The following is an 18,556-nucleotide window of genomic DNA, read 5'->3' as shown; positions in this document are numbered from 1 at the left end:
GAGGCTTAGAGTTCTACGCCAAGTTTTTCGAGGATGAGTTCTCGTACACGTCCGGCGTCTGCTTGTCCGCGGGTCGCTTTCATCACTTGACCAACGATTGCACCGACAGCTTGAACTTTGCCACCACGAATCTTTTCCGCAACGTCAGGCATTGCAGCAAGGGCATCGTCGATAGCGCCGCTGAGTGCACCGTCGTCAGAAACAACTGCTAGAGAGCGTTTTTCAACGATTTCGCTGGGTGTTCCTTCACCGTCAAGGACGAATTCGAGAACTTGACGAGCAATTTTATCGTTGATTTTTTTGCTCTCAATGAGGTGGTTAAGTTCCACAACGATTCGTGCGCTCACACCAAGCTCGAGCAGTTCGGTTTCACGAACTTTTGCGAGGCGAGAGATTTCTCCCATCCACCATTTACGCGCTACCGTTGGGCTAGCGCCTGCAGCGACGGTCTCTTCAATTGCGTCCATTGCCCCAGCGTTGACAACGTCACGGAACTCTTCATCAGAGTATCCCCATTCTGCTTTGAGACGGCGACGGCGTTCTGCAGGGGGTTCTGGCAGTTCTGCCCGTAGACGTTCAATCCATTCGCTATCGGTAACCACGGGCACGAGGTCTGGCTCTGGGAAGTACCGGTAGTCGTCAGCGTCTGATTTGGGACGCCCCGGTGAGGTTTCACGGGTGTCTTCGTGCCAGTGACGGGTTTCTTGAACGACTTTTTGTCCAGATTCTAGAACAGCTGCATGTCGTTGAATCTCATATCGAACAGCACGTTCTACAGAGCGTAAGGAGTTGACGTTCTTTGTTTCAGAGCGAGTTCCAAAGGTGGTGGTTCCTTTAGGCATGAGGGAAACGTTTGCGTCACAGCGGACGTTTCCACGTTCCATACGCGCATCGGAAATTCCTAAGTTTTTGACGATTTCGCGGATAGCTGCCACGTAGGCTCGTGCTAGTTCTGGTGCTCGCTCTCCTGCACCAACAATAGGACGAGTCACAATCTCGATGAGTGGCACGCCTGCTCGGTTGTAGTCTACGAGGGAGAAGTCTGCACCTTGAATACGGCCATCTGCGCCGCCTTTGTGGGTGAGTTTTCCGGCGTCTTCTTCCATGTGGGCACGTTCGATGTCGATGGTGAAGATTGTTCCGTCTTCAAGTTCAACATCGAGAGAGCCATTCGCGGCGATAGGCTCATCGTATTGTGAGGTTTGGAAGTTTTTAGGGGTATCTGGGTAAAAATAGTTTTTACGCGCAAAATGCGAAATTGGTGCAATCTCGCAGCCTAGTGCAAGACCCAATTTGATGGCAGATTCTACAGCTTTTCCGTTGACGACGGGAAGCACACCAGGTAGCCCGAGGGATACGGGGGTGACGTTGGTGTTTGGTGTATCGCCAAATTCGTTGGGCGCAGCATCAAACATTTTTGTTTTGGTGTTGAGTTCTACGTGAACTTCAAAGCCTAATACTGGGTCGTATTTTTCGATTGCTTCTTCGAAGCTTAGGGTTTCTTCAGACATTATTTCGCTCCCCCAAAGTTAAAATCGCGAATCAGTGATTCGGTGTCGGGCATCTGTGTCCATAGTGGGGCGCCCCAGGTGTTGTTCAAGAGGGTTTCGAGCCCTGCACCAACACGGTAAAGACGTGCGTCTTCGTGTGCTGGGGCGGTGAATTGGATACCTACGGGCATGCCGTCTTCGTCAGCAAGTCCAGCGGGTAGAGATAGTGATGGGACACCCGCAAGGTTGGTAGGTACAGTTGCGATATCGCCTAGGTACATTGCCATGGGGTCACCGTCAGTTTTTTCACCGAGTTTGTATGCGGTGGTAGGTGCTGTTGGTGAGACGAGGACATCGCATTGTTCAAAGGCTGCAGCGTAGTCGCGTTGGATGAGGGTGCGAACTTTTTGAGCTGAACCGTAGTAGGCGTCGTAGTAGCCTGCAGAGAGGGCGTATGTTCCGAGAATGATACGGCGTTTTGCTTCTGCGCCGAATCCTGCGGCACGGGTTGCTGCCATGACACGTTCGATGGTCAGTGGGCCGTCTTCTGGTAGTACACGAAGCCCGTAACGTACGCCGTCATATTTGGCGAGGTTTGAGGAAACCTCAGAAGACATGATGAGGTAGTACGCGCCAAGAGCCTCTTTGACCGATGGCAAAGAGACCTCAATAATATGGGCGCCAGCTTCTTTAAGTAATTCTAGTGACTCGTTAAAGCGCGCAGTAACACCGTTTTGGAAGCCTTCACCAGTGAGCTCTTTGATGACGCCAATACGGATTCCGGCTAGGCTTCCTTCTCGGGCGCCTTCCCGTGCTTGTTCAGAGTAGGGGCCAACCGGCTCGTTCAAAGAAGTTGAGTCGTGGCGGTCGTATCCTGCGACGGCTTCGTGAAGTAATGCTGCGTCAAGAACGGTGCGGGAGCAAGGACCTACTTGGTCTAGGGAGGATGCCATAGCGATAACACCGTAGCGTGAGATAGAACCGTAGGTTGGTTTAACGCCAACGGTTCCGGTGACGGCAGCGGGCTGTCGGATGGAACCTCCAGTATCGGTTCCTAATGCCAGAGGTGCTTGGAAAGCACCCACTGCTGTTGCGGAGCCACCACCGGAGCCGCCTGGGATACGGTCTAGTGCCCATGGGTTGCGGGTGACGCCGAAAGCGGAGTGTTCGGTGGATGATCCCATTGCAAATTCGTCAAGGTTGGTTTTGCCGAGGATGGGCATACGTGCTTGGCGAACTTTTTGGGTGACGGTACCGTCATAGGGGCTCATCCAACCTTCGAGCATGCGAGATGCTGCGGTGGTGGGTTGTCCTTTGGTGACAATGAGGTCTTTGATAGCGATGGGAACGCCTGCTAGTTCGGGGAGTTCTTCGCCGGCTGCGCGGGCTTTGTCAACGCTTTGAGCGGTTGCTAGTGCTTCTTCTTCGTTGGTGTGGAGGAAGGCGTTGAGTCCGTCTTTTCCTGCGGAACGGTCGTTGCTATCGAGGGCTTGCCCGTCGGTTGCTTTGATACGGTCTAGGTGTGCTTGGGTGATTTCTACTGAAGAGATTTCGCGAGACTTAAGTTTTTCGACGAGTTCTGCAGCAGAGAGTTTAATGAGTTCGTTCATAGTTTTTCCTTAGTCCTCATCGAGAATTGCTGGGACTTTGAATTTTCCGTCTTCTGCATCAGGCGCCCCGGAGAGCGCTTCTTCTGCGCTGAGGGTTTCTTCTACCACGTCTTCTCGGAAGACGTTTTGTAGTGGGATGGGGTGTGATGTTGCTGGAATATCGTCGGATACTGCTTCAGAAACAGATTTGACGGATTCGACGATGACGCCGAGTTCCTGTGCCATTGCTTCTAGTTCGGTATCCGTCATTTCGATGTGTGCCAGTTCCGCTAGGTGCGCAACTGTCTCACGGGTGATGTCAGACATAGATTCTCCGTAGTGGACAAAAGTTTTCTTTTCTAGTTTATCTCTCTGGACTCACTTTAGGCAGTTCTCTTGAGGATATGTGGCAGGTTCTCTCAAAGAACTCAGTGAGGTTAAAGAAAAGACTTCGCTTTCTTCCTCAATGAGTTGAGGAAGAAAGCGAAGTCTTTATGCTACCTAATGGAGATTATCTCGATATTAGAGAGCTGGGATAACGAAAACCTGACCTGGGTAGATGAGGTCTACGTTAGCAATGATGTCTTTGTTTGCGTCAGCAATTACCTGGTAGGAAGGAAGACCTAGCTGGTATGCGATACCGGAGAGGGTATCACCAGGCTTAACGGTGTAGGTGCCAGCGGTTGCTACAGGTGCAGGAGCAGGAGTGGACTCTACAACGGGTGCAGGTGCTACTACGGGTGCTGGTGCTGGTGCTGGTGCTTCAACAACAGCTGGTGCTGGTGCAGGAGCTGGAGCGGTGTATTCAACAACTGCTTCAGACTGAGGAGCAACGGGTGCTGGTGCAGGTGCTGCTACGGGTGCTGGTGCTGGAGCAGGTGCTTCAACAACAGCTGGTGCTGGTGCAGGAGCTGGAGCTACAGCAGCAGGTGCGCCGGCAGTTCCGTATGCGTAAAGGTTGAGCTTAGCTGCACATGCAGGCCATGCGCCCCATCCTTGCATCTGAAGGAGGTTTTCAGCAACGCGAATCTGCTCTGCTTTAGAAGCGTACTGGGGAGACCCGCTACCGCCGGCAGCATTCCAGGAAGACTGGGTGAACTGTAGGCCACCGTAGAAGCCGTTGCCGGTGTTGATAGACCAGTTGCCACCGGACTCACACTGAGATAGCGCTTCCCATGCTTGGAGAGGAGCTGCTTGTGCAGGTGCTACTGCAAAAGATGCTGCGGCGACACCGCTTACTGCTAGTGCAGCTGCGGAACGTGTTACGTTTTGGCGAATGGAAGTCTTTTTCACAATGCTCCAAGTGTAGGCCACCTAACGCTCCACCAATCCCTTGGCTTCAATGCGTTGCCGTCTACCCGTAGATGCTTATTGGGTATCTATTGAGGTTTTGCCCTGTAGACGGACTCAGGTGTGCGGCAAAACCCAGCATATAGTTCAAGGCTTCTTCCAGCCCTGAAATGTATTTTCCCGTAGGTACGGGATTGCGTTCATGGATAACGATAACGTAACGATTTGGGTTCATACAACCTCATTGATGGGTCATCGTGTTCTCACACCATTCATCAGTCTACTTTTTATTGAGGCAACAACAATCTCTTACATTTTGTTTAAATAAGAATGATTATTCCTAAAAATCCGCGTATTTCAGGGAAGGACAACAGTGAAGGTCATCTTTACCATTTCGTTATTTTCGTTATCAAATCGCAACATTTCCCCGTGCAAAAATCACGAAAAAAATTTTTAATTTTCTTTACGACACTCTACGAAAAACTAAGATATTTTGTTACCCCAACGGTAAAAGTTCCTATTCTAAGACGGTCGGCCCCTCCTCAAGGAGCATTTTAAAGCCATCTTCATCTACTACCGGAACACCCAAAGACTCCGCCTTATCCAACTTAGAACCGGCAGCGTCACCGGCAATAACATAATGAGTCTTTTTCGATACAGAACTTGCAGCTTTACCACCACGAGCAATAATCGCTTCCTTAGCAGAATCACGCGAAAAATCTTTTAGCGTGCCCGTCACGACAAGAGACAGACCAGCTAATGTTTGAGGAAAAGTCTCGTCTTGTTCATCAGCCATACGCACTCCAGCAGCAGCCCACCGCTCAATAATTTCACGATGCCAATCCACCGCAAACCATTCTTTAATAGAGTGAGCCATCACTGCACCCACCCCATCAATAACCGCTAAACGCTCTTCAGAGGCATTTTCAATAGCTTCCATAGAACCAAACTCAGCAGCAAGAGCACGTGCTGCCGTAGGACCTACATGACGAATTGACAACGCAACAAGAACTCTCCATAACGGCTGTTCTTTTGCTTTCTCTAACTCTTTAAAAAGCTTCTTTGTATTTGCGTTAACGACAGAAGGTTTCTTCGCTGTACCACGCGTATAAAAATATGGGACAAGCTCATACTCTCCGCTAAGAACCCCACGCTTTTTCTTCTCACGTCGTATTTTCACATCGGCAAGATCTTCTGCGCGAAGATCAAATAAAAACGCTTCAGAAACAAGAGGAGCAACATCAGGCTCAGCAGGAGCAGTCAACGCTTTAGCCGCTTCAAAACCCAATGCCTCAATATCAAACGCACCACGACTTCCAGCATGATAAACGCGTTCTGTCAGCTGAGCAGGGCAAGAGCGAGCATTAACACAACGAATATCAACATCACCCTCTTTAGCAGGCGCTAACGGCTCACCGCAAGAAGGGCATTTCCGAGGCATCTCAAAAGCCTTCTCGCTACCATCGCGCAAAGCAATCACAGGCCCCACAATTTCTGGAATAACATCTCCAGCTTTACGCAGCACAACGGTATCACCAATTAGAACACCTTTAGCCTTAACAACGTCTTGGTTATGTAACGTTGCACGTTCAACCGTCGAACCAGCCACTTTTACTGGCTCCATAACACCATAAGGAGTCACACGTCCGGTACGCCCTACATCAACACGAATATCAAGAAGCTTTGTATGAACTTCTTCAGGCGGATATTTATAAGCAACGGCCCAACGAGGAACACGAGAAGTGTAGCCTAAGCGTTCTTGTGTCGAAAAATCATTAATTTTGACAACGATTCCATCAATCTCATGCGCAAGAGAATGACGTTGCTGACCATAGCGTTCAATGAATTCAAGAATTTGCTGAGTATCGGAGAACAGCTCAGTATAGGGACTCACCGGAAGCCCCCATTGCTCAAGAAGAGCATATGTCTCGTACTGAGAATCTACTGAAAGCCCTTGATGCGTACCAATACCATGCACATACATTGATAGAGGACGGCGAGCAGTCACTTTCGCATCTTTTTGACGTAACGATCCAGCAGCCGCATTGCGGGGGTTTGCAAAAGGTGCTTTACCTTGAGCAATCATCTGTTCGTTAAGAGCCAGAAAATCTTGAGAAGAAATAAAAATCTCTCCGCGAATTTCAACTTCTTCGGGGTGTCCTTCACCGGAAAGTTTACGAGGGATAGTCCCAATAGTAAGAACGTTATGAGTAACGTCCTCCCCCGTTGTTCCATCACCACGGGTAGCTGCCCGTACAAGTTCCCCATGACGATACAACAGGTTAACTGCTAGACCATCAATTTTTAATTCTGTTAGCCAACGAACAGAGGATAGCCCACTAAGGTGCGCGTTCTGTTCAGTTTTGCTAAGCCACTGTTCTAGTTCAGGGATAGAAAAGACATCTTCAAGCGAATACATGCGACTGATATGAACAACTGGAGCGAAGATAGAAGATGGTTCTGCCCCAACCTGCTGGGTTGGTGAATCTTGAGAAATCAGCTGAGGATACAAGGCTTCAAGTTTTTCAAGCTCAACAAAAAGCTCATCATATTCTTTGTCAGAGAGAATTGGTTCGTCGTCTACAAAATACTTTTTTTGAGCCTGACGGATTCTCTCCATCAAAGCAATATAGTGCTCTTGTAGCTCAGCTGTTATTGGTTCACTAGATTGTTCAGTTGAGGTAGAGTCCATCTTCTTCTCCAAGGTTCACAGGCGCTGTGTTACGCCAGTATTCGCATTGACCAACGTATATGGTTTCGTCTGTTGAGGGGTGGCTTAAGAGTATTTCGTTCATAGAAAAGCCCCTAACTACATTTAATCAGTAGTTAGGGACTTTCCTCTGGGGGTTAACCCGAAATATCCTCAAGAATTACTTTAGCGCAATTCTCTCTCATCGTGATAGGACTCTTGTTCCGCCACTGTCGTAGATTGAGATTGATATTCTTCTGCAGAGCTCACAATATGGTGCTGTTCTGTTGAGGTAAGCGCCTTGAGATGCTCAGCTCTTTCCTGAGCTGTTTTTTCCGTCACGACATCGGCAACAACAACGGTAATATTGTCTCGACCGCCAGCCCGTAGCGCCGCCGTTTGAAGCACTTCTGCGGCATCTTGAGGATGTTCGACAGTTGCTAATACTCTCGCCATATAATCATGAGACAACTCGCCAGATAAGCCGTCTGAACAGAGCATCAAACGGTCTCCTTCATGAGCGGGAATCACCCAAAAATCTGGTTCCCAGTAGTTTCCAGTTCCCAGCGCACGTGTAATAACGTTTCGACGAGGGTGTGTAAGCGCTTCCATCGCAGTAATTTGTCCGGTATCTACAAGGTATTGCACTTCAGAGTGGTCTACGGTGATTTGTTCTAGGGTGAGCCCTTCAACGCTTCCTGCAGAGAAAGACATGTTATGTGCGTCTGTTTCGACGTCTTCTTCACGTACGAGACGATAGGTACGAGAATCACCTACGTTGAAGATGAACCACATGTACTGGTCGCCAATGTTCGTCAGCCAAGCACCGGTTACGGTTGTACCAGCACGCTGAGAGAACATCTCTTTGATACGTTCGTCTGACTCACCAATAATGGAACGGATATGTTCAAGAGTCCTCATGATTTGCCGGTTTAAGGCTGTGGTCTTTTTACGACGTCGCCCGAGAAGCCCCTGATTGCTATCGGTGGAGGCGTTGTCTTCTGCGGCAAGTTCTCGCGCGTAGTTCTCTTGCTCAGCATCTGTCATACCGCAGGGGCGAGAGAATAAGTGGTTATAGGCGATGGTCCGTGCGCAAAGTCGGCTTGCATGTTCACCGGCTTCGTGCCCGCCCATCCCGTCTGCAACGATGTGCAATGTGCCAACTACAGAGAATGAGTCTTCGTTATTGTCTCGGTAAGCACCAACGTCGGTGGCGCTTCCAGAGAAAGTTGTTAGTTTTTGTGCGGTCATTCTACGTCGATCTCCAATTCGTTGCCGGTAGCTGATTCAACAGCTATAGGCGTTATGTCTCCGAAGCCTCGAACGCTGCGCTTTGGCTGTGGTGTGAAGCGGAAACGTCCATCATCTTTTAATGTTTGGGCAGTATCGTCATTGGTAAGTACCATACCAGCATCTGCGACACCTACTAAGCGTGCAGCGAGATTTACAGTAGGCCCGTAGACGTCTCCTAGCTTGGGAAGGATACGTCCCCACACGAACGCAACGCGAGTGTGCGGGAGGTCTGGATGTTCTTCAATTGCTTTAGATAAGGCTAATGAAATACGTGCGGCAGCATCTGGTGTTTCTGTCAGGAAGAGAACTTCATCCCCAACAGTTTTGATGATTCGTCCACCACCAACCGCTATAATTTCTGCGCAACGTTGCTCAAAAGTTTTGACGAGTTTACCGAGTGTTTTCTCATTCATCTGACATGAGAGGGTCGTATAAGAGACTAAATCGATAAAACCAATACCGCGCAGTAGAGGCAAATCAACACGGTTCTCGGAGATTCCTTCTTCGTTACGCAGTGCTAGTCGTAGCACTCCAGCGTTGTATTGTCTGCGGTAAGTGTAGGAGAGTATCTCTTGTAACGTTGTGATGAGTTCTGGTAGTACTTTCAGAAGCTCTTGACGTGCTTTACCATCGCTAAGACCTTGTTGTTTTGAAATGTCATCGACGATTTCTTCGATTTGCCACGCAACGATTCGATCTGTCAATTGCCCCATGGAGCGGGCGATTGACACTGTTGTTTCGAGGTCTAAACCGTGTTTGTCGGTTAGTTCAACAACTTTTTTGAGGCCTTCGGCGTCTGCTCCAGTGAAGTATATTTCGTTTTCGGAAATATCTGGTATTCCCAGTGCGTGCCAAATTTTGCTTGCTAATAGAGGTGTTGACCCAGCCTGTTCTATGACTTCTTTACTCGTGAGGTTTCGCTGTGTGCCGAGGAGAAATTTTTCGAGGGCTTTTACCGCTTCACGGTCTTCTTTAGTGCGATAGACGTTGCTTTGTACGCGGTTATTTGAATATTCGAATTCTTCTTCCAGAGGCCCTGGATGAAGATTATCGTCTGATCCAGGTGCCGGTTTTTCCACGGGACTATCCTTTCTCATGCTCTCGTTGAGACAATAAAAACTTACTCTGTGATTTACAATACTCTACTTGTGGAGAGTAATACGAAGAATGACGAAAAACTGTTCACCATCTTACGATGTGGAACTATATATATGGCGCTAAACCGTCATTGTTATAAGCGTTAAATTCTTGACACGCTTGATTCAGTTGCTCCGAAAATGCTTGAGGACGGGGAACACGCTGCAGCACAAGAGAACCTCTTGGGGTGTGAACCATCAGCTTTCCAATTTTTGTAGATCCAAGCCACGCTCCTTGAACAGCGCAGCTAATAATGTTCGTGAAGCCAATCGAAACAGAACGATTATTTCTCCACCCGCGCTGGATAATGAGCCGGTGGGTTGTGATGAAGTATTGGGTTGAAAAATACCGGTTGAGACGTTTAAACATCTGATACAAAAACACGGCTGTTAACAGATATCCGAGGAACGACCAGATGAAGCTAGCTGTACTTATAGCAGAGGCAAAGTTGACGCAGAATACGCTGAGCAGAAAATACAACATTGGAGGTAGCAGGCAATACCGATGCATTCTGGTTGCAACTCGCACCGATTCTCCCTCTAGAAGATTTCCTCGTAGTCTCATAGCTCACTTATCTTACGGCAATGAACGGTCTCTTGTCTCAGCAATATTAAAAAAGATAGTCTTTCTATGCTCGACGCAGATGAATCACGTCGCCGACTGCATAGCTTTGGGATGCTCCGGAGTCTGTTGTGATGATGATTTCCCCATCTTCGTTAATATCTTCTGCGACACCATGTATTTTCTGCCCGTCGGGTAGCTCTATGGCAACTCGTTGACCGAGTGTAGACATTTTGGTTCGGACGCTATCCATGAGGCTAATTCCGTGTCGTTGTAAGGCAGAGGGGACGCCGTTGACACGAGCAAAATCTTCATATCGTTGAGCAAAGTTTTCGCAGAGTTTCTCGAGTCCTTCGTCAAGACTTCGCGGTGTCTGGGTTGCAGCAAGAACAGAAGTTGCTGTTGGAACAGGGAAATCTTCTGGTTCAAGGTTAATGTTCATTCCGATACCAACTATTGCTGAAAGATTTTCAGCAGATTCTACCGCGATTTGAGCTAGTATTCCGCAACACTTTTTGTCGCCAATGAGCACGTCATTAGGCCATTTGAGGTGAGCTTCAATGCCCCAAAAGTTGAGTGTGTCAATTGCAGCCAGAGCGAGGAGTACGGTGAACCAGTGGTATTGTTCGGGTGCGATACGGTGAGCGGGGTTAGCGTGTGGACGAATCATCAATGATGCGCAAAGAGAGCTACCTTCAGGGGCAACCCATTCTCTATTGAGTCGGCCTTTTCCATGCGTTTGTTGTGTTGTTGCGATCACGGAAAGTTCGCCCCATCGCCGGTTTTGTAAGGAATCCGCCGATGTTAAGAGTTCATGAGCGTAGAGGTTGGTTGAGGGAACGGTATCGAGGAGGAGAACTTGTCGGTATTGGTGGTATGGAGCGTTAGATGGGGTACGGCTTACCTCGTATTTGAGGTAGTTATCGAGGGTTTGTATCGGTACGCTCATGGGTGGTGTTCTCTCTTGAAGTTGTTGAGCCTCATACGAATGAGGTTTTGAAGCCATTATTCCATAGCGTATTTTCTGATGTCTTCTGCTGGCGAATGATATAAAGTCTTTTATGGTGGAGAGTACAGAGGCAAATGAGAATTCTCGGCTCTATTGTGGACCACAGTTTTGCGCATATTGTGCAGTTCGTGCGAATAAGTGAAACCGGTAAGTAAAACCCTCCCGCTCCTGAATAAACGATCTAGTCAGGGGCGGGAGGGCGTTACCCCCTGACTCTAGCAAAGGAAAAATTATCATGACAAGCAAACAAGTTATTGCACTATTGGCAATAATTACCGCAGTAACAGGCATTATTCTTGGCTTTCTTGGAAAGCCTTGGTACTTCCCGTTTTCTGCAGTATTCCTCTGGGTTGCCTACATGAATCTCTCGTCCAGCCGGAAACAGAAAGAAAACCAATGAGTATCTTTATCTGCACTTATAACTACGCTCCAGCAGAAGAACAAGAAAAATACCGGCCAGAGCACCGTCTGTATTTAGGTTCCCTTGTTGAACAAGGAATCATTATTGCTTCTGGCCCTTATGTAGGTGGTGAAACTCCAGGGGCTATGCTCCTCTTTAACACATCTTCTGCAGATGAGGTTCATCAATATATCAGCCAAGACCCGATGTATCGTGGTGGAGCAGTGCTCTCTTATTGTGTACGCGAGTGGAACCCCGTTTTAGGTTCTTTAGGCTGCTAGTCTGACCAGCTATTACAAATAGCACGACGCCCTCAACATAATTTGTTATTTTTGTGACGAGATAAGTACTTATCGGGTATTTTCGTCACAAGAAACATCCTATAGTTGAGGGCATCATATTATTCACCAAACTAGCTGTGCCTTAGTACGGTGACGTTAGTGAATGCCCACAGTCAAGGATGTCCCGTGTCTATGAATCACCACAGCACAGCAGAAGAATCTTCTACACACGATTTGAGTACAACTGCAGGTAAGCTCGCAGACTTCTATGATCGTCGAGAAAAAAGCTATATGCCTTCTGGACAAGAAGCAGTAGATCGTCAACATAGTCGGGGCAAAAACACTGCAAGAGAACGTATTGACATGCTCCTCGATGAGGGGTCTTTCGTAGAGTTTGATGCTTTTGCTCGACACCGCAGCACAGCTTTCGGCATGGAGAAAAAACGCCCATTAGGTGATGGCCTCGTCTGCGGTTATGGAACAGTAGACGGTCGTCTTGTAGCAGTATATTCGCAAGACTTCACCGTATATGGAGGTTCTCTTTCACAGGTTAACGGCGAAAAAATTGTTAAAGTACAAAAATTTGCCCTCGATAACGGATGCCCAGTGGTTGGCATTAACGATGGTGGCGGAGCACGTATCCAAGAAGGTGTCGCTTCATTAGCGATGTTTGCCGATATTTTCCGTATGAATGTTCGCGCTTCAGGAGTAGTTCCCCAAATTTCTGTCATTTTAGGTCCTTGCGCCGGCGGTGCAGCCTACTCCCCTGCATTGACGGATTACATCATCATGGTTGATAAGACCTCACACATGTTCATCACCGGACCTGACGTTATTAAAACAGTGACCGGCGAAGACGTTGATATGGAGACCCTTGGTGGGGCGCATCAGCATAACGCTGTTACAGGAACCTCAGCGTATCTTGCTGAGGATGAAGAAGACGCTTTTGACTTCGTACGAGAACTCCTCGAATTTTTACCCGCAAATAATCTTTCGGAACCTCTAATAGTGGAGCACGCTCAGGAAGAAGACCTCGTAGACGAGGATTATTCTTTAGATACTCTTATCCCTGACTCAGCTAACCAGCCTTATGATATGCGTACCGTTATTGAGACGGTTGTAGATGATGGTCATTTCTTGCCTTTGCAGGCGCTCTACGCCCCTAATGTGATGGTTGGTTATGCCCGTATTGAGGGACGCACCGTAGGTATTGTCGCTAACCAGCCGGTACAGTTTGCGGGAACGTTGGATATTAACGCTTCGGAGAAAGCTGCACGTTTTGTTCGAACCTGCGACGCTTTTAATATTCCTGTGGTGACTTTTGTTGATGTGCCGGGGTTCTTACCGGGCAAAGATCAAGAATTCAACGGCATTATTCGCCGTGGCGCAAAATTACTCTATGCCTACGCTGAAGCAACGGTTCCTCTGGTAACAGTCATTACGCGTAAAGCCTATGGCGGTGCCTATATTGTGATGGGTTCACGGAAGCTTGGCTCCGATATTAACCTTGCGTGGCCAACCGCACAGATTGGCGTGATGGGTGCACAGGGTGCTGTCAATATTTTGTATCGTCGTGAGTTGGCGTCAGTTGCGCAGTCTCAAGGAGATGTTGAGGCGCGACGAGAAGAATTGGTATCGCAATATGAACAAGAGCTGCTCAACCCTTATCAGGCGGCAGAGCTAGGCTATGTTGATGAGGTTATCGCTCCCTGTGAGACACGCATACGTCTGATTCGTGCGTTACGCGCTCTTCGCGATAAACGTGAGACGCAACCGGCGAAAAAGCACGGCAATATCCCCTTGTAATCGAAGTTGTACCCTGTTGGTTTTTCTATCCTGTCTATTGTTTGGAGTTTGTGATGGCTAGTTCGTCGCTACGTTTTGCGTTTTCTCTTGGCTCTCGTCGCTCCTCAGAGCAGCAAGAATCCCATGCAGAAGTAGAGCAAGAACCACTTTTTTCGGTAGTTTCAGGTAACCCAACGGAGGAAGAACTGGCAGCCTTATCTACTGTTTTACTTGCTATGGTTCAGTCTCATCAAGAGCAGCAAAAACCGTCTATGGGGCAGTGGCAGCGCCGTTTGTTACGTGGGCAGACGCTAGGTGTTCGGTTGCGCCCAGGTCCTGGTTCTTGGCGCCGTGCCCGCCCCATGTAGGCCCTAGAGGATTGTTCTGAGGCTCTTCCTTTTCTGAGCTTAAGATTTTGGACTGTGCTTGCCTTCACAAAAGGGTTAACGAGTAGAATGGAGGCATGTCGAAATTTGATACCATTCCTGCGGTTTACCGCCAAGAACGCCAGAGCACACCTGTAGACGCTATCGCTAATGAATATTATGAGGCAACTCTTCAGCTAGATCCATCATCTGCAACTTTAGCCGGACGTACCGGCCGTGAGACAGAATACGGTGATGTGTTCTCTCCTGAAGGTCGTGAGAAATCTATCGAGCTGATTCGTCAGACACTCACTCGTCTTGAACAAGCAACACCCGCTGATGATGTTGATAAGGTCACCATTGATGCGATGCAAGAGCGTCTCGGTCTTGAACTTGAATTGCATGAAGCAGGGTTAGGCACGTGGGAAGTCAATAACATTGCCTCTGCTTCGCAAAACATCCGCGCAATTTTTGACTTAATGAACCGTGAAACTCAAGAACATTGGGCACATATTGCAGGACGCATGAAGAATGTTCCTGCTGCAATTGATGACTATATTCGTACATTGGAAGATGCACGCGAACGTGGAAATGTTGCGGCGCGTCGACAAGTCGAAATCGTCATTGAGCAAACCGATGCGTATATTGCTGAAGATGGTTTTTTCCAAAAGCTTCAAGAAGAAGTTGCACATCATGCCCCTGATTTGGCGTTGCAGGCGCAAGAAGGAGCAGACGCTGCTATTGAGGGATACCGTACCCTTAACTCTTATCTTCGTAAGACTCTTCTGCCAGTAGCCCCTATAGAAGATGCAGTAGGTATTGATCGTTACCGTTTGTATTCTCGCCAATTCCTTGGTTCAAAGATTAATATTGAGGACACCTACGCGTGGGGCGTTCAAGAGCTAGAACGTATTATTGACGAGCAGAAAGAAGTTGCTGAGCAGATTAAACCAGGTGCTTCCATCGAGGAGGCAAAGGCTGTTCTTGATGCTGATCCTAAACGCACTTTGCACGGTACTGAAGAGCTAAAAGCGTGGATGCAGAACCTCTCAGATCGTGCGGTGGAGACTCTTGCCGGCGATTATTTTGATATTGGTGGCGCCATGTGCGAGCTAGAGTGCATGATTGCTCCCACTCAAGAAGGCGGTATCTACTACACTGGTCCTTCCCCCGATTTTGAGCGCCCCGGTCGTATGTGGTGGTCTGTTCCTGAAGGAGAAGAAACTTTCGGTACATGGCGTGAAGTTTCGACGGTCTACCATGAGGGTGTGCCGGGGCATCATCTGCAGCTTTCTGTAGCAACTGCCATGTCTCAGACTCTTAACCAGTGGCGTGCTAATGGTGTTTGGGTTTCTGGCCATGGTGAAGGTTGGGCTCTTTATGCTGAGCGTTTGATGCAAGAGCTTGGCTTCTTAGAAGATCCGGGTGATCGTATGGGCATGCTTGATAATCAGCGTATGCGTGCAGCTCGCGTAGTCTTCGATATTGGTGTGCACTGTGGTCTTGAAATTCCAGACCGCTGGGTAAAGGAGCTCGGTGTTCCTGCTGGTGTCTGGGATGCAGAGAGCGGATACCAATTCCTCAAGGCAAATCTAGACCTTTCTGAGGGACAGCTGAACTTCGAATATGCTCGTTACTTAGGTTGGCCAGGTCAGGCTCCTAGCTATAAGATTGGCGAGCGCATTTGGGGTCAGTTGCGAGATAAGGCTCGGGCACGTCAAGAAGATGACCGTGATTTCCATACTCGTGTGTTGAAGCTTGGTTCGATGGGTCTTGATAGCTTGGAGAGGGCGTTGGATCTTTAAGAACGCATATGTTCTTGCGCTCTTAGATAGGTCAAGATAGTTCTCGAAGGTGCCGGTATATATCTTTTCTAAGATATTTACCGGCATCTTTTGATGTTCAGGTAGGTGTTCTTTCTGGTGTTACTTCTACACTGGTAGTTATGACTTCTTTTTCTTCGGTATCTGTTCCTGAGCCAATTTTAGTTTTAGCTTCTTCTTCTCCTGCTCGTCAGAAACTTCTTCGTGATGCGGGTCTTGATTTTCAGGTTTGTGTCTCATCAGTGGATGAGGATGCTGTTGTGGCTCGTGCTCAAAAGGATGCTGATGTTAAAGGTTTGGGTGAGCTGACTCCGGCTCAGGTTGCGTTGCTTTTAGCGCGGGCTAAGGCGGAGGATGTTGCTCGTTCTTTGGATGTTCCGGGGGCTCTTGTTTTAGGGTGTGATTCTGTTTTTGAGTTAGATGGGGTTGCTTATGGTAAGCCTCATAGTGCGGATATTGCTGTTGAGCGTCTGCGGTTGTTCAGTGGTGCTTCGGGGTTGTTGCATACGGGGCATTGGTTGGTTGATACTCGTGTGGTGCAGGGGTGTTCTTCGTCTGAGTTACGTACTGCTACGGTGCATTGTGATGTTCTTTCAGATGAGCAGATTCATGAGTATGTGGCGACGGGTGAGCCACTTGCTGTGGCTGGTTCGTTTACGATTGATGGCTTTGGGTCTGCTTTTATCCGTGGTATTGAGGGTGAGTATCACACGGTGGTGGGTTTGTCGGTGAATGCTCTTAAGGATATGTTGGCTGATTTAGGTCTTTCTATCACCGATTTTTGGACGAAAACGTCATAATTTTTCAAAAATCTTCTGTTTTTTCGGTACTATCGGCTAAGAGAAGAGCTCTGCTGACGTCATAAGAATGTAGACTTTTCTCAACCATAATCTTTATTTGTGCTTGTCGCAGAAGAATGTAGCTAACCTCTTTGGGGTGGCAAGGAGCTTTTTCATTGAGCAAAAACACCGAACGTCTACGTGGGCAGTTTGTGAGCGTACCAGGTCGTCACACAGGTTCTGTTTCTAAGGTTTTAGTGGCGAATCGTGGTGAGATTGCGGTTCGTGTTATTCGTGCTGCTGAAGATGAGGGTATCAGCACCGTTGCGGTCTATGCTGATTCTGATCGTGATGCGTTGCATGTTAAGTTAGCGACGGAGTCTTATTCTTTAGGTGGTAGCACTGCCTCAGATTCTTATCTGGTCATGGATAAGATTCTCAGTGTTGCGGAGCGTTCTGGTGCTGACGCGGTTCACCCCGGTTATGGTTTTTTGTCGGAGAATGCTGAGTTTGCTCAGCGTGTCATTGATGCGGGTTTGACATGGATTGGGCCTTCACCTGAGTCAATTACCTTGTTAGGTGATAAGGTTGCGGCCCGTCATATTGCCGATAAGGTTGGTGCCCCTCAGGTTCCTGGCACTAAAGATCCTGTATCTTCTGTGGCTGAGGTAGAGAATTTTGCTGATGAGTTCGGTCTTCCTCTAGCGATTAAAGCTGCTTTTGGCGGTGGTGGGCGCGGTATTAAAGTGGTTCGTCAGCGTGAAAAGATTGCTGAACTTTATGAGTCTGCTGTACGTGAGGCAACGGCTGCTTTTGGTCGTGGGGAGTGTTTCATTGAGCGTTTTTTGGATTCGCCACGTCACGTTGAGACGCAGTGTTTAGCTGATGCCCATGGCAATGTTGTGGTGGTGTCTACACGAGATTGTTCTTTGCAGCGTCGTAACCAAAAATTGGTGGAGGAAGCTCCAGCTCCGTTTCTTTCGGCACAGCAGCAGCAGCGTCTTTATGATTCTTCTCGCGCAATTTTGCAGGAGGCTGGTTATCAGGGTGCGGGTACGTGTGAGTTCTTGATTGGTGTGGATGGGACGATTTCCTTTTTGGAGGTTAATACTCGTTTGCAGGTGGAGCATCCTGTCTCTGAGGAGGTTTCTGGTATTGACCTTGTTCGAGAGCAGTTCCGTATTGCTCGCGGTGAGGAGCTTGGATATTCTGACCCTGTTTTGCATGGGCATTCGTTTGAGTTCCGTATTAATGGTGAAGATGCGGGTCGTTCTTTTATGCCCTCTCCCGGTACTGTTGAGAAGCTTGTGATTCCTACTGGTCCTGGTGTTCGTTGGGATTCTGGCGTTGTTGAGGGCGATGTAATTGGCGGTTCTTTTGATTCGATGCTTGCCAAGCTCATTGTTACGGGGGCGACGCGTCAGCAGGCGTTAGAGCGTTCTCGTCGTGCGTTATCTCAACTGGTAGTTGAGGGTATGCCGACTGTAACGAATTTTCATCGTGCGGTGGTTTCCGACCCAGCATTTGCGCCTGAGGGTGATTCTCCTTTTAGTGTGCATACACGCTGGATTGAGACGGAGTTTAATAACACGATTGCTCCTTATGATGGGGCGGCTGGTTCTGTAGATGAGCAGAGCGAACAGCGTCATCATGTGGTGGTTGAGGTCAATGGTAAGCGTCTTGAGGTTGTTCTTCCTCAGTCTTTGGGTTCGGTTGCTAAGCCTGCGCCAACGGTCAAGAAGCGTAAAGAACGTGGGGGCTCTCGTACTGCGGCAGTTAATTCTCATGAGTTAACTTCGCCGATGCAAGGCACTATTGTCAAGGTTGCTCTTAAGGACGGGGATAAGGTTTCTGAGGGGGATCTTGTTGTTGTTTTGGAAGCGATGAAGATGGAACAGCCGATTACGGCTCATCGTTCGGGGAAGATTAGTGGTTTGAAGCTTAAGGCCGGTGATACGGTTTCAGCTGGTGCGACGATAGCTACGATTAAGTAGTTGTGTGGTGGTGTTTGGCTGATGATGTTTCACACCAGACACAATATTTCATATAATGAGATGAACGGGGT

The 18,556-nt window shown here is 48.4% G+C and carries 18 protein-coding genes; 7 read left to right on the top strand and 11 right to left on the bottom strand.

What is annotated here, in order from left to right:
• Positions 1-5: 5 nt before the first annotated feature.
• The 11 genes from gatB to ACN083_RS06980 form a co-directional block, all read right to left on the bottom strand.
• Positions 6-1,511 (bottom strand): Asp-tRNA(Asn)/Glu-tRNA(Gln) amidotransferase subunit GatB, encoded by a 1,506-nt coding sequence (gatB, locus tag ACN083_RS07030; protein ID WP_419102123.1) that lies wholly within the window; start codon positions 1,509-1,511, stop codon positions 6-8.
• A complete protein-coding gene (gene gatA / locus ACN083_RS07025) occupies positions 1,511-3,100 on the bottom strand; it encodes an Asp-tRNA(Asn)/Glu-tRNA(Gln) amidotransferase subunit GatA (protein ID WP_419102122.1) in 1,590 nt (529 codons plus the stop codon). The genes gatB and gatA overlap by 1 nt, the downstream gene beginning before the upstream one ends.
• Positions 3,101-3,109: 9 nt before the next feature.
• Entirely contained in the window at positions 3,110-3,406 is a 297-nt protein-coding gene (gene gatC, locus ACN083_RS07020; protein ID WP_419102121.1) for an Asp-tRNA(Asn)/Glu-tRNA(Gln) amidotransferase subunit GatC, read from the bottom strand.
• Positions 3,407-3,601: 195 nt separating this feature from the next.
• The gene (locus ACN083_RS07015; protein ID WP_419102120.1) at positions 3,602-4,372 is read right to left on the bottom strand and encodes a transglycosylase family protein; all 771 of its coding nucleotides are present in this window, start codon (positions 4,370-4,372) and stop codon (positions 3,602-3,604) included.
• A 61-nt stretch (positions 4,373-4,433) separates the two neighbouring features.
• Entirely contained in the window at positions 4,434-4,604 is a 171-nt protein-coding gene (locus tag ACN083_RS07010; protein WP_419102119.1) for a hypothetical protein, read from the bottom strand.
• Positions 4,605-4,886: 282 nt separating this feature from the next.
• Complete coding sequence (gene ligA / locus ACN083_RS07005; RefSeq protein WP_419102118.1) at positions 4,887-7,061, bottom strand: NAD-dependent DNA ligase LigA; 2,175 nt, start codon at positions 7,059-7,061, stop codon at positions 4,887-4,889.
• Entirely contained in the window at positions 7,042-7,164 is a 123-nt protein-coding gene (locus tag ACN083_RS07000; protein ID WP_419102117.1) for a hypothetical protein, read from the bottom strand. The genes ligA and ACN083_RS07000 overlap by 20 nt, the downstream gene beginning before the upstream one ends.
• A gap of 80 nt (positions 7,165-7,244) precedes the next feature.
• A complete protein-coding gene (locus ACN083_RS06995) occupies positions 7,245-8,309 on the bottom strand; it encodes a PP2C family protein-serine/threonine phosphatase (RefSeq protein ID WP_419102116.1) in 1,065 nt (354 codons plus the stop codon).
• On the bottom strand, positions 8,306-9,430 hold the full coding sequence (locus ACN083_RS06990) for an adenylate/guanylate cyclase domain-containing protein (protein ID WP_419102115.1): 1,125 nt from the start codon (positions 9,428-9,430) through the stop codon (positions 8,306-8,308). Before ACN083_RS06990 ends, ACN083_RS06995 begins: the two co-directional genes overlap by 4 nt.
• 124 nt (positions 9,431-9,554) lie before the next feature.
• Positions 9,555-10,016 (bottom strand): PH domain-containing protein, encoded by a 462-nt coding sequence (locus ACN083_RS06985; RefSeq protein ID WP_419102114.1) that lies wholly within the window; start codon positions 10,014-10,016, stop codon positions 9,555-9,557.
• A 100-nt stretch (positions 10,017-10,116) separates the two neighbouring features.
• Complete coding sequence (locus tag ACN083_RS06980) at positions 10,117-11,055, bottom strand: biotin--[acetyl-CoA-carboxylase] ligase (RefSeq protein ID WP_419102113.1); 939 nt, start codon at positions 11,053-11,055, stop codon at positions 10,117-10,119.
• Between the two features lie 238 nt (positions 11,056-11,293).
• Between ACN083_RS06980 and ACN083_RS06975 the strand changes: the two genes are divergently transcribed.
• The 7 genes from ACN083_RS06975 to ACN083_RS06945 all read left to right on the top strand — a co-directional run bounded on the left by ACN083_RS06975 (position 11,294) and on the right by ACN083_RS06945 (position 18,485).
• Positions 11,294-11,458 (top strand): hypothetical protein, encoded by a 165-nt coding sequence (locus ACN083_RS06975; RefSeq protein ID WP_419102112.1) that lies wholly within the window; start codon positions 11,294-11,296, stop codon positions 11,456-11,458.
• The gene (locus ACN083_RS06970) at positions 11,455-11,739 is read left to right on the top strand and encodes a YciI family protein (protein WP_419102111.1); all 285 of its coding nucleotides are present in this window, start codon (positions 11,455-11,457) and stop codon (positions 11,737-11,739) included. Before ACN083_RS06975 ends, ACN083_RS06970 begins: the two co-directional genes overlap by 4 nt.
• A gap of 192 nt (positions 11,740-11,931) precedes the next feature.
• Positions 11,932-13,545, top strand: coding sequence for an acyl-CoA carboxylase subunit beta (locus tag ACN083_RS06965; protein WP_419102110.1), 1,614 nt, complete (start codon positions 11,932-11,934; stop codon positions 13,543-13,545).
• A gap of 53 nt (positions 13,546-13,598) precedes the next feature.
• Positions 13,599-13,892, top strand: coding sequence for an acyl-CoA carboxylase subunit epsilon (locus ACN083_RS06960; RefSeq protein WP_419102109.1), 294 nt, complete (start codon positions 13,599-13,601; stop codon positions 13,890-13,892).
• Positions 13,893-13,987: 95 nt separating this feature from the next.
• Positions 13,988-15,694 carry a DUF885 domain-containing protein gene (locus tag ACN083_RS06955; RefSeq protein WP_419102108.1) on the top strand — a complete coding sequence of 569 codons (1,707 nt, stop codon included), beginning with the start codon at positions 13,988-13,990 and terminating at the stop codon, positions 15,692-15,694.
• A 140-nt stretch (positions 15,695-15,834) separates the two neighbouring features.
• Positions 15,835-16,512, top strand: coding sequence for a Maf family protein (locus ACN083_RS06950; RefSeq protein ID WP_419102107.1), 678 nt, complete (start codon positions 15,835-15,837; stop codon positions 16,510-16,512).
• A 191-nt stretch (positions 16,513-16,703) separates the two neighbouring features.
• A complete protein-coding gene (locus tag ACN083_RS06945; protein WP_419102227.1) occupies positions 16,704-18,485 on the top strand; it encodes an acetyl/propionyl/methylcrotonyl-CoA carboxylase subunit alpha in 1,782 nt (593 codons plus the stop codon).
• Positions 18,486-18,556: the final 71 nt, after the last annotated feature.

It is taken from the genome of Rothia sp. CCM 9418, assembly GCF_048512825.1.
Lineage (GTDB): Bacteria > Actinomycetota > Actinomycetes > Actinomycetales > Micrococcaceae > Rothia.
This window is presented reverse-complemented; position numbering and strand designations above follow the sequence as displayed.

What these genes read in the sequence shown, in the direction of transcription:
- gatB (WP_419102123.1), bottom strand. Translation starts at nt 1,511, where the DNA reads ATGTCTGAAGAAACCCTAAGCTTCGAAGAAGCAATCGAAAAATACGAC.
- ACN083_RS06960 (WP_419102109.1), top strand. Translation starts at nt 13,599, where the DNA reads ATGGCTAGTTCGTCGCTACGTTTTGCGTTTTCTCTTGGCTCTCGTCGC.
- ligA (WP_419102118.1), bottom strand. Translation starts at nt 7,061, where the DNA reads ATGGACTCTACCTCAACTGAACAATCTAGTGAACCAATAACAGCTGAG.
- ACN083_RS07000 (WP_419102117.1), bottom strand. Translation starts at nt 7,164, where the DNA reads ATGAACGAAATACTCTTAAGCCACCCCTCAACAGACGAAACCATATAC.
- ACN083_RS06970 (WP_419102111.1), top strand. Translation starts at nt 11,455, where the DNA reads ATGAGTATCTTTATCTGCACTTATAACTACGCTCCAGCAGAAGAACAA.
- ACN083_RS06975 (WP_419102112.1), top strand. Translation starts at nt 11,294, where the DNA reads ATGACAAGCAAACAAGTTATTGCACTATTGGCAATAATTACCGCAGTA.
- ACN083_RS06995 (WP_419102116.1), bottom strand. Translation starts at nt 8,309, where the DNA reads ATGACCGCACAAAAACTAACAACTTTCTCTGGAAGCGCCACCGACGTT.
- ACN083_RS06950 (WP_419102107.1), top strand. Translation starts at nt 15,835, where the DNA reads ATGACTTCTTTTTCTTCGGTATCTGTTCCTGAGCCAATTTTAGTTTTA.
- ACN083_RS06980 (WP_419102113.1), bottom strand. Translation starts at nt 11,055, where the DNA reads ATGGCTTCAAAACCTCATTCGTATGAGGCTCAACAACTTCAAGAGAGA.
- gatC (WP_419102121.1), bottom strand. Translation starts at nt 3,406, where the DNA reads ATGTCTGACATCACCCGTGAGACAGTTGCGCACCTAGCGGAACTGGCA.
- ACN083_RS06965 (WP_419102110.1), top strand. Translation starts at nt 11,932, where the DNA reads ATGAATCACCACAGCACAGCAGAAGAATCTTCTACACACGATTTGAGT.
- gatA (WP_419102122.1), bottom strand. Translation starts at nt 3,100, where the DNA reads ATGAACGAACTCATTAAACTCTCTGCTGCAGAACTCGTCGAAAAACTT.
- ACN083_RS06955 (WP_419102108.1), top strand. Translation starts at nt 13,988, where the DNA reads ATGTCGAAATTTGATACCATTCCTGCGGTTTACCGCCAAGAACGCCAG.
- ACN083_RS07010 (WP_419102119.1), bottom strand. Translation starts at nt 4,604, where the DNA reads ATGAACCCAAATCGTTACGTTATCGTTATCCATGAACGCAATCCCGTA.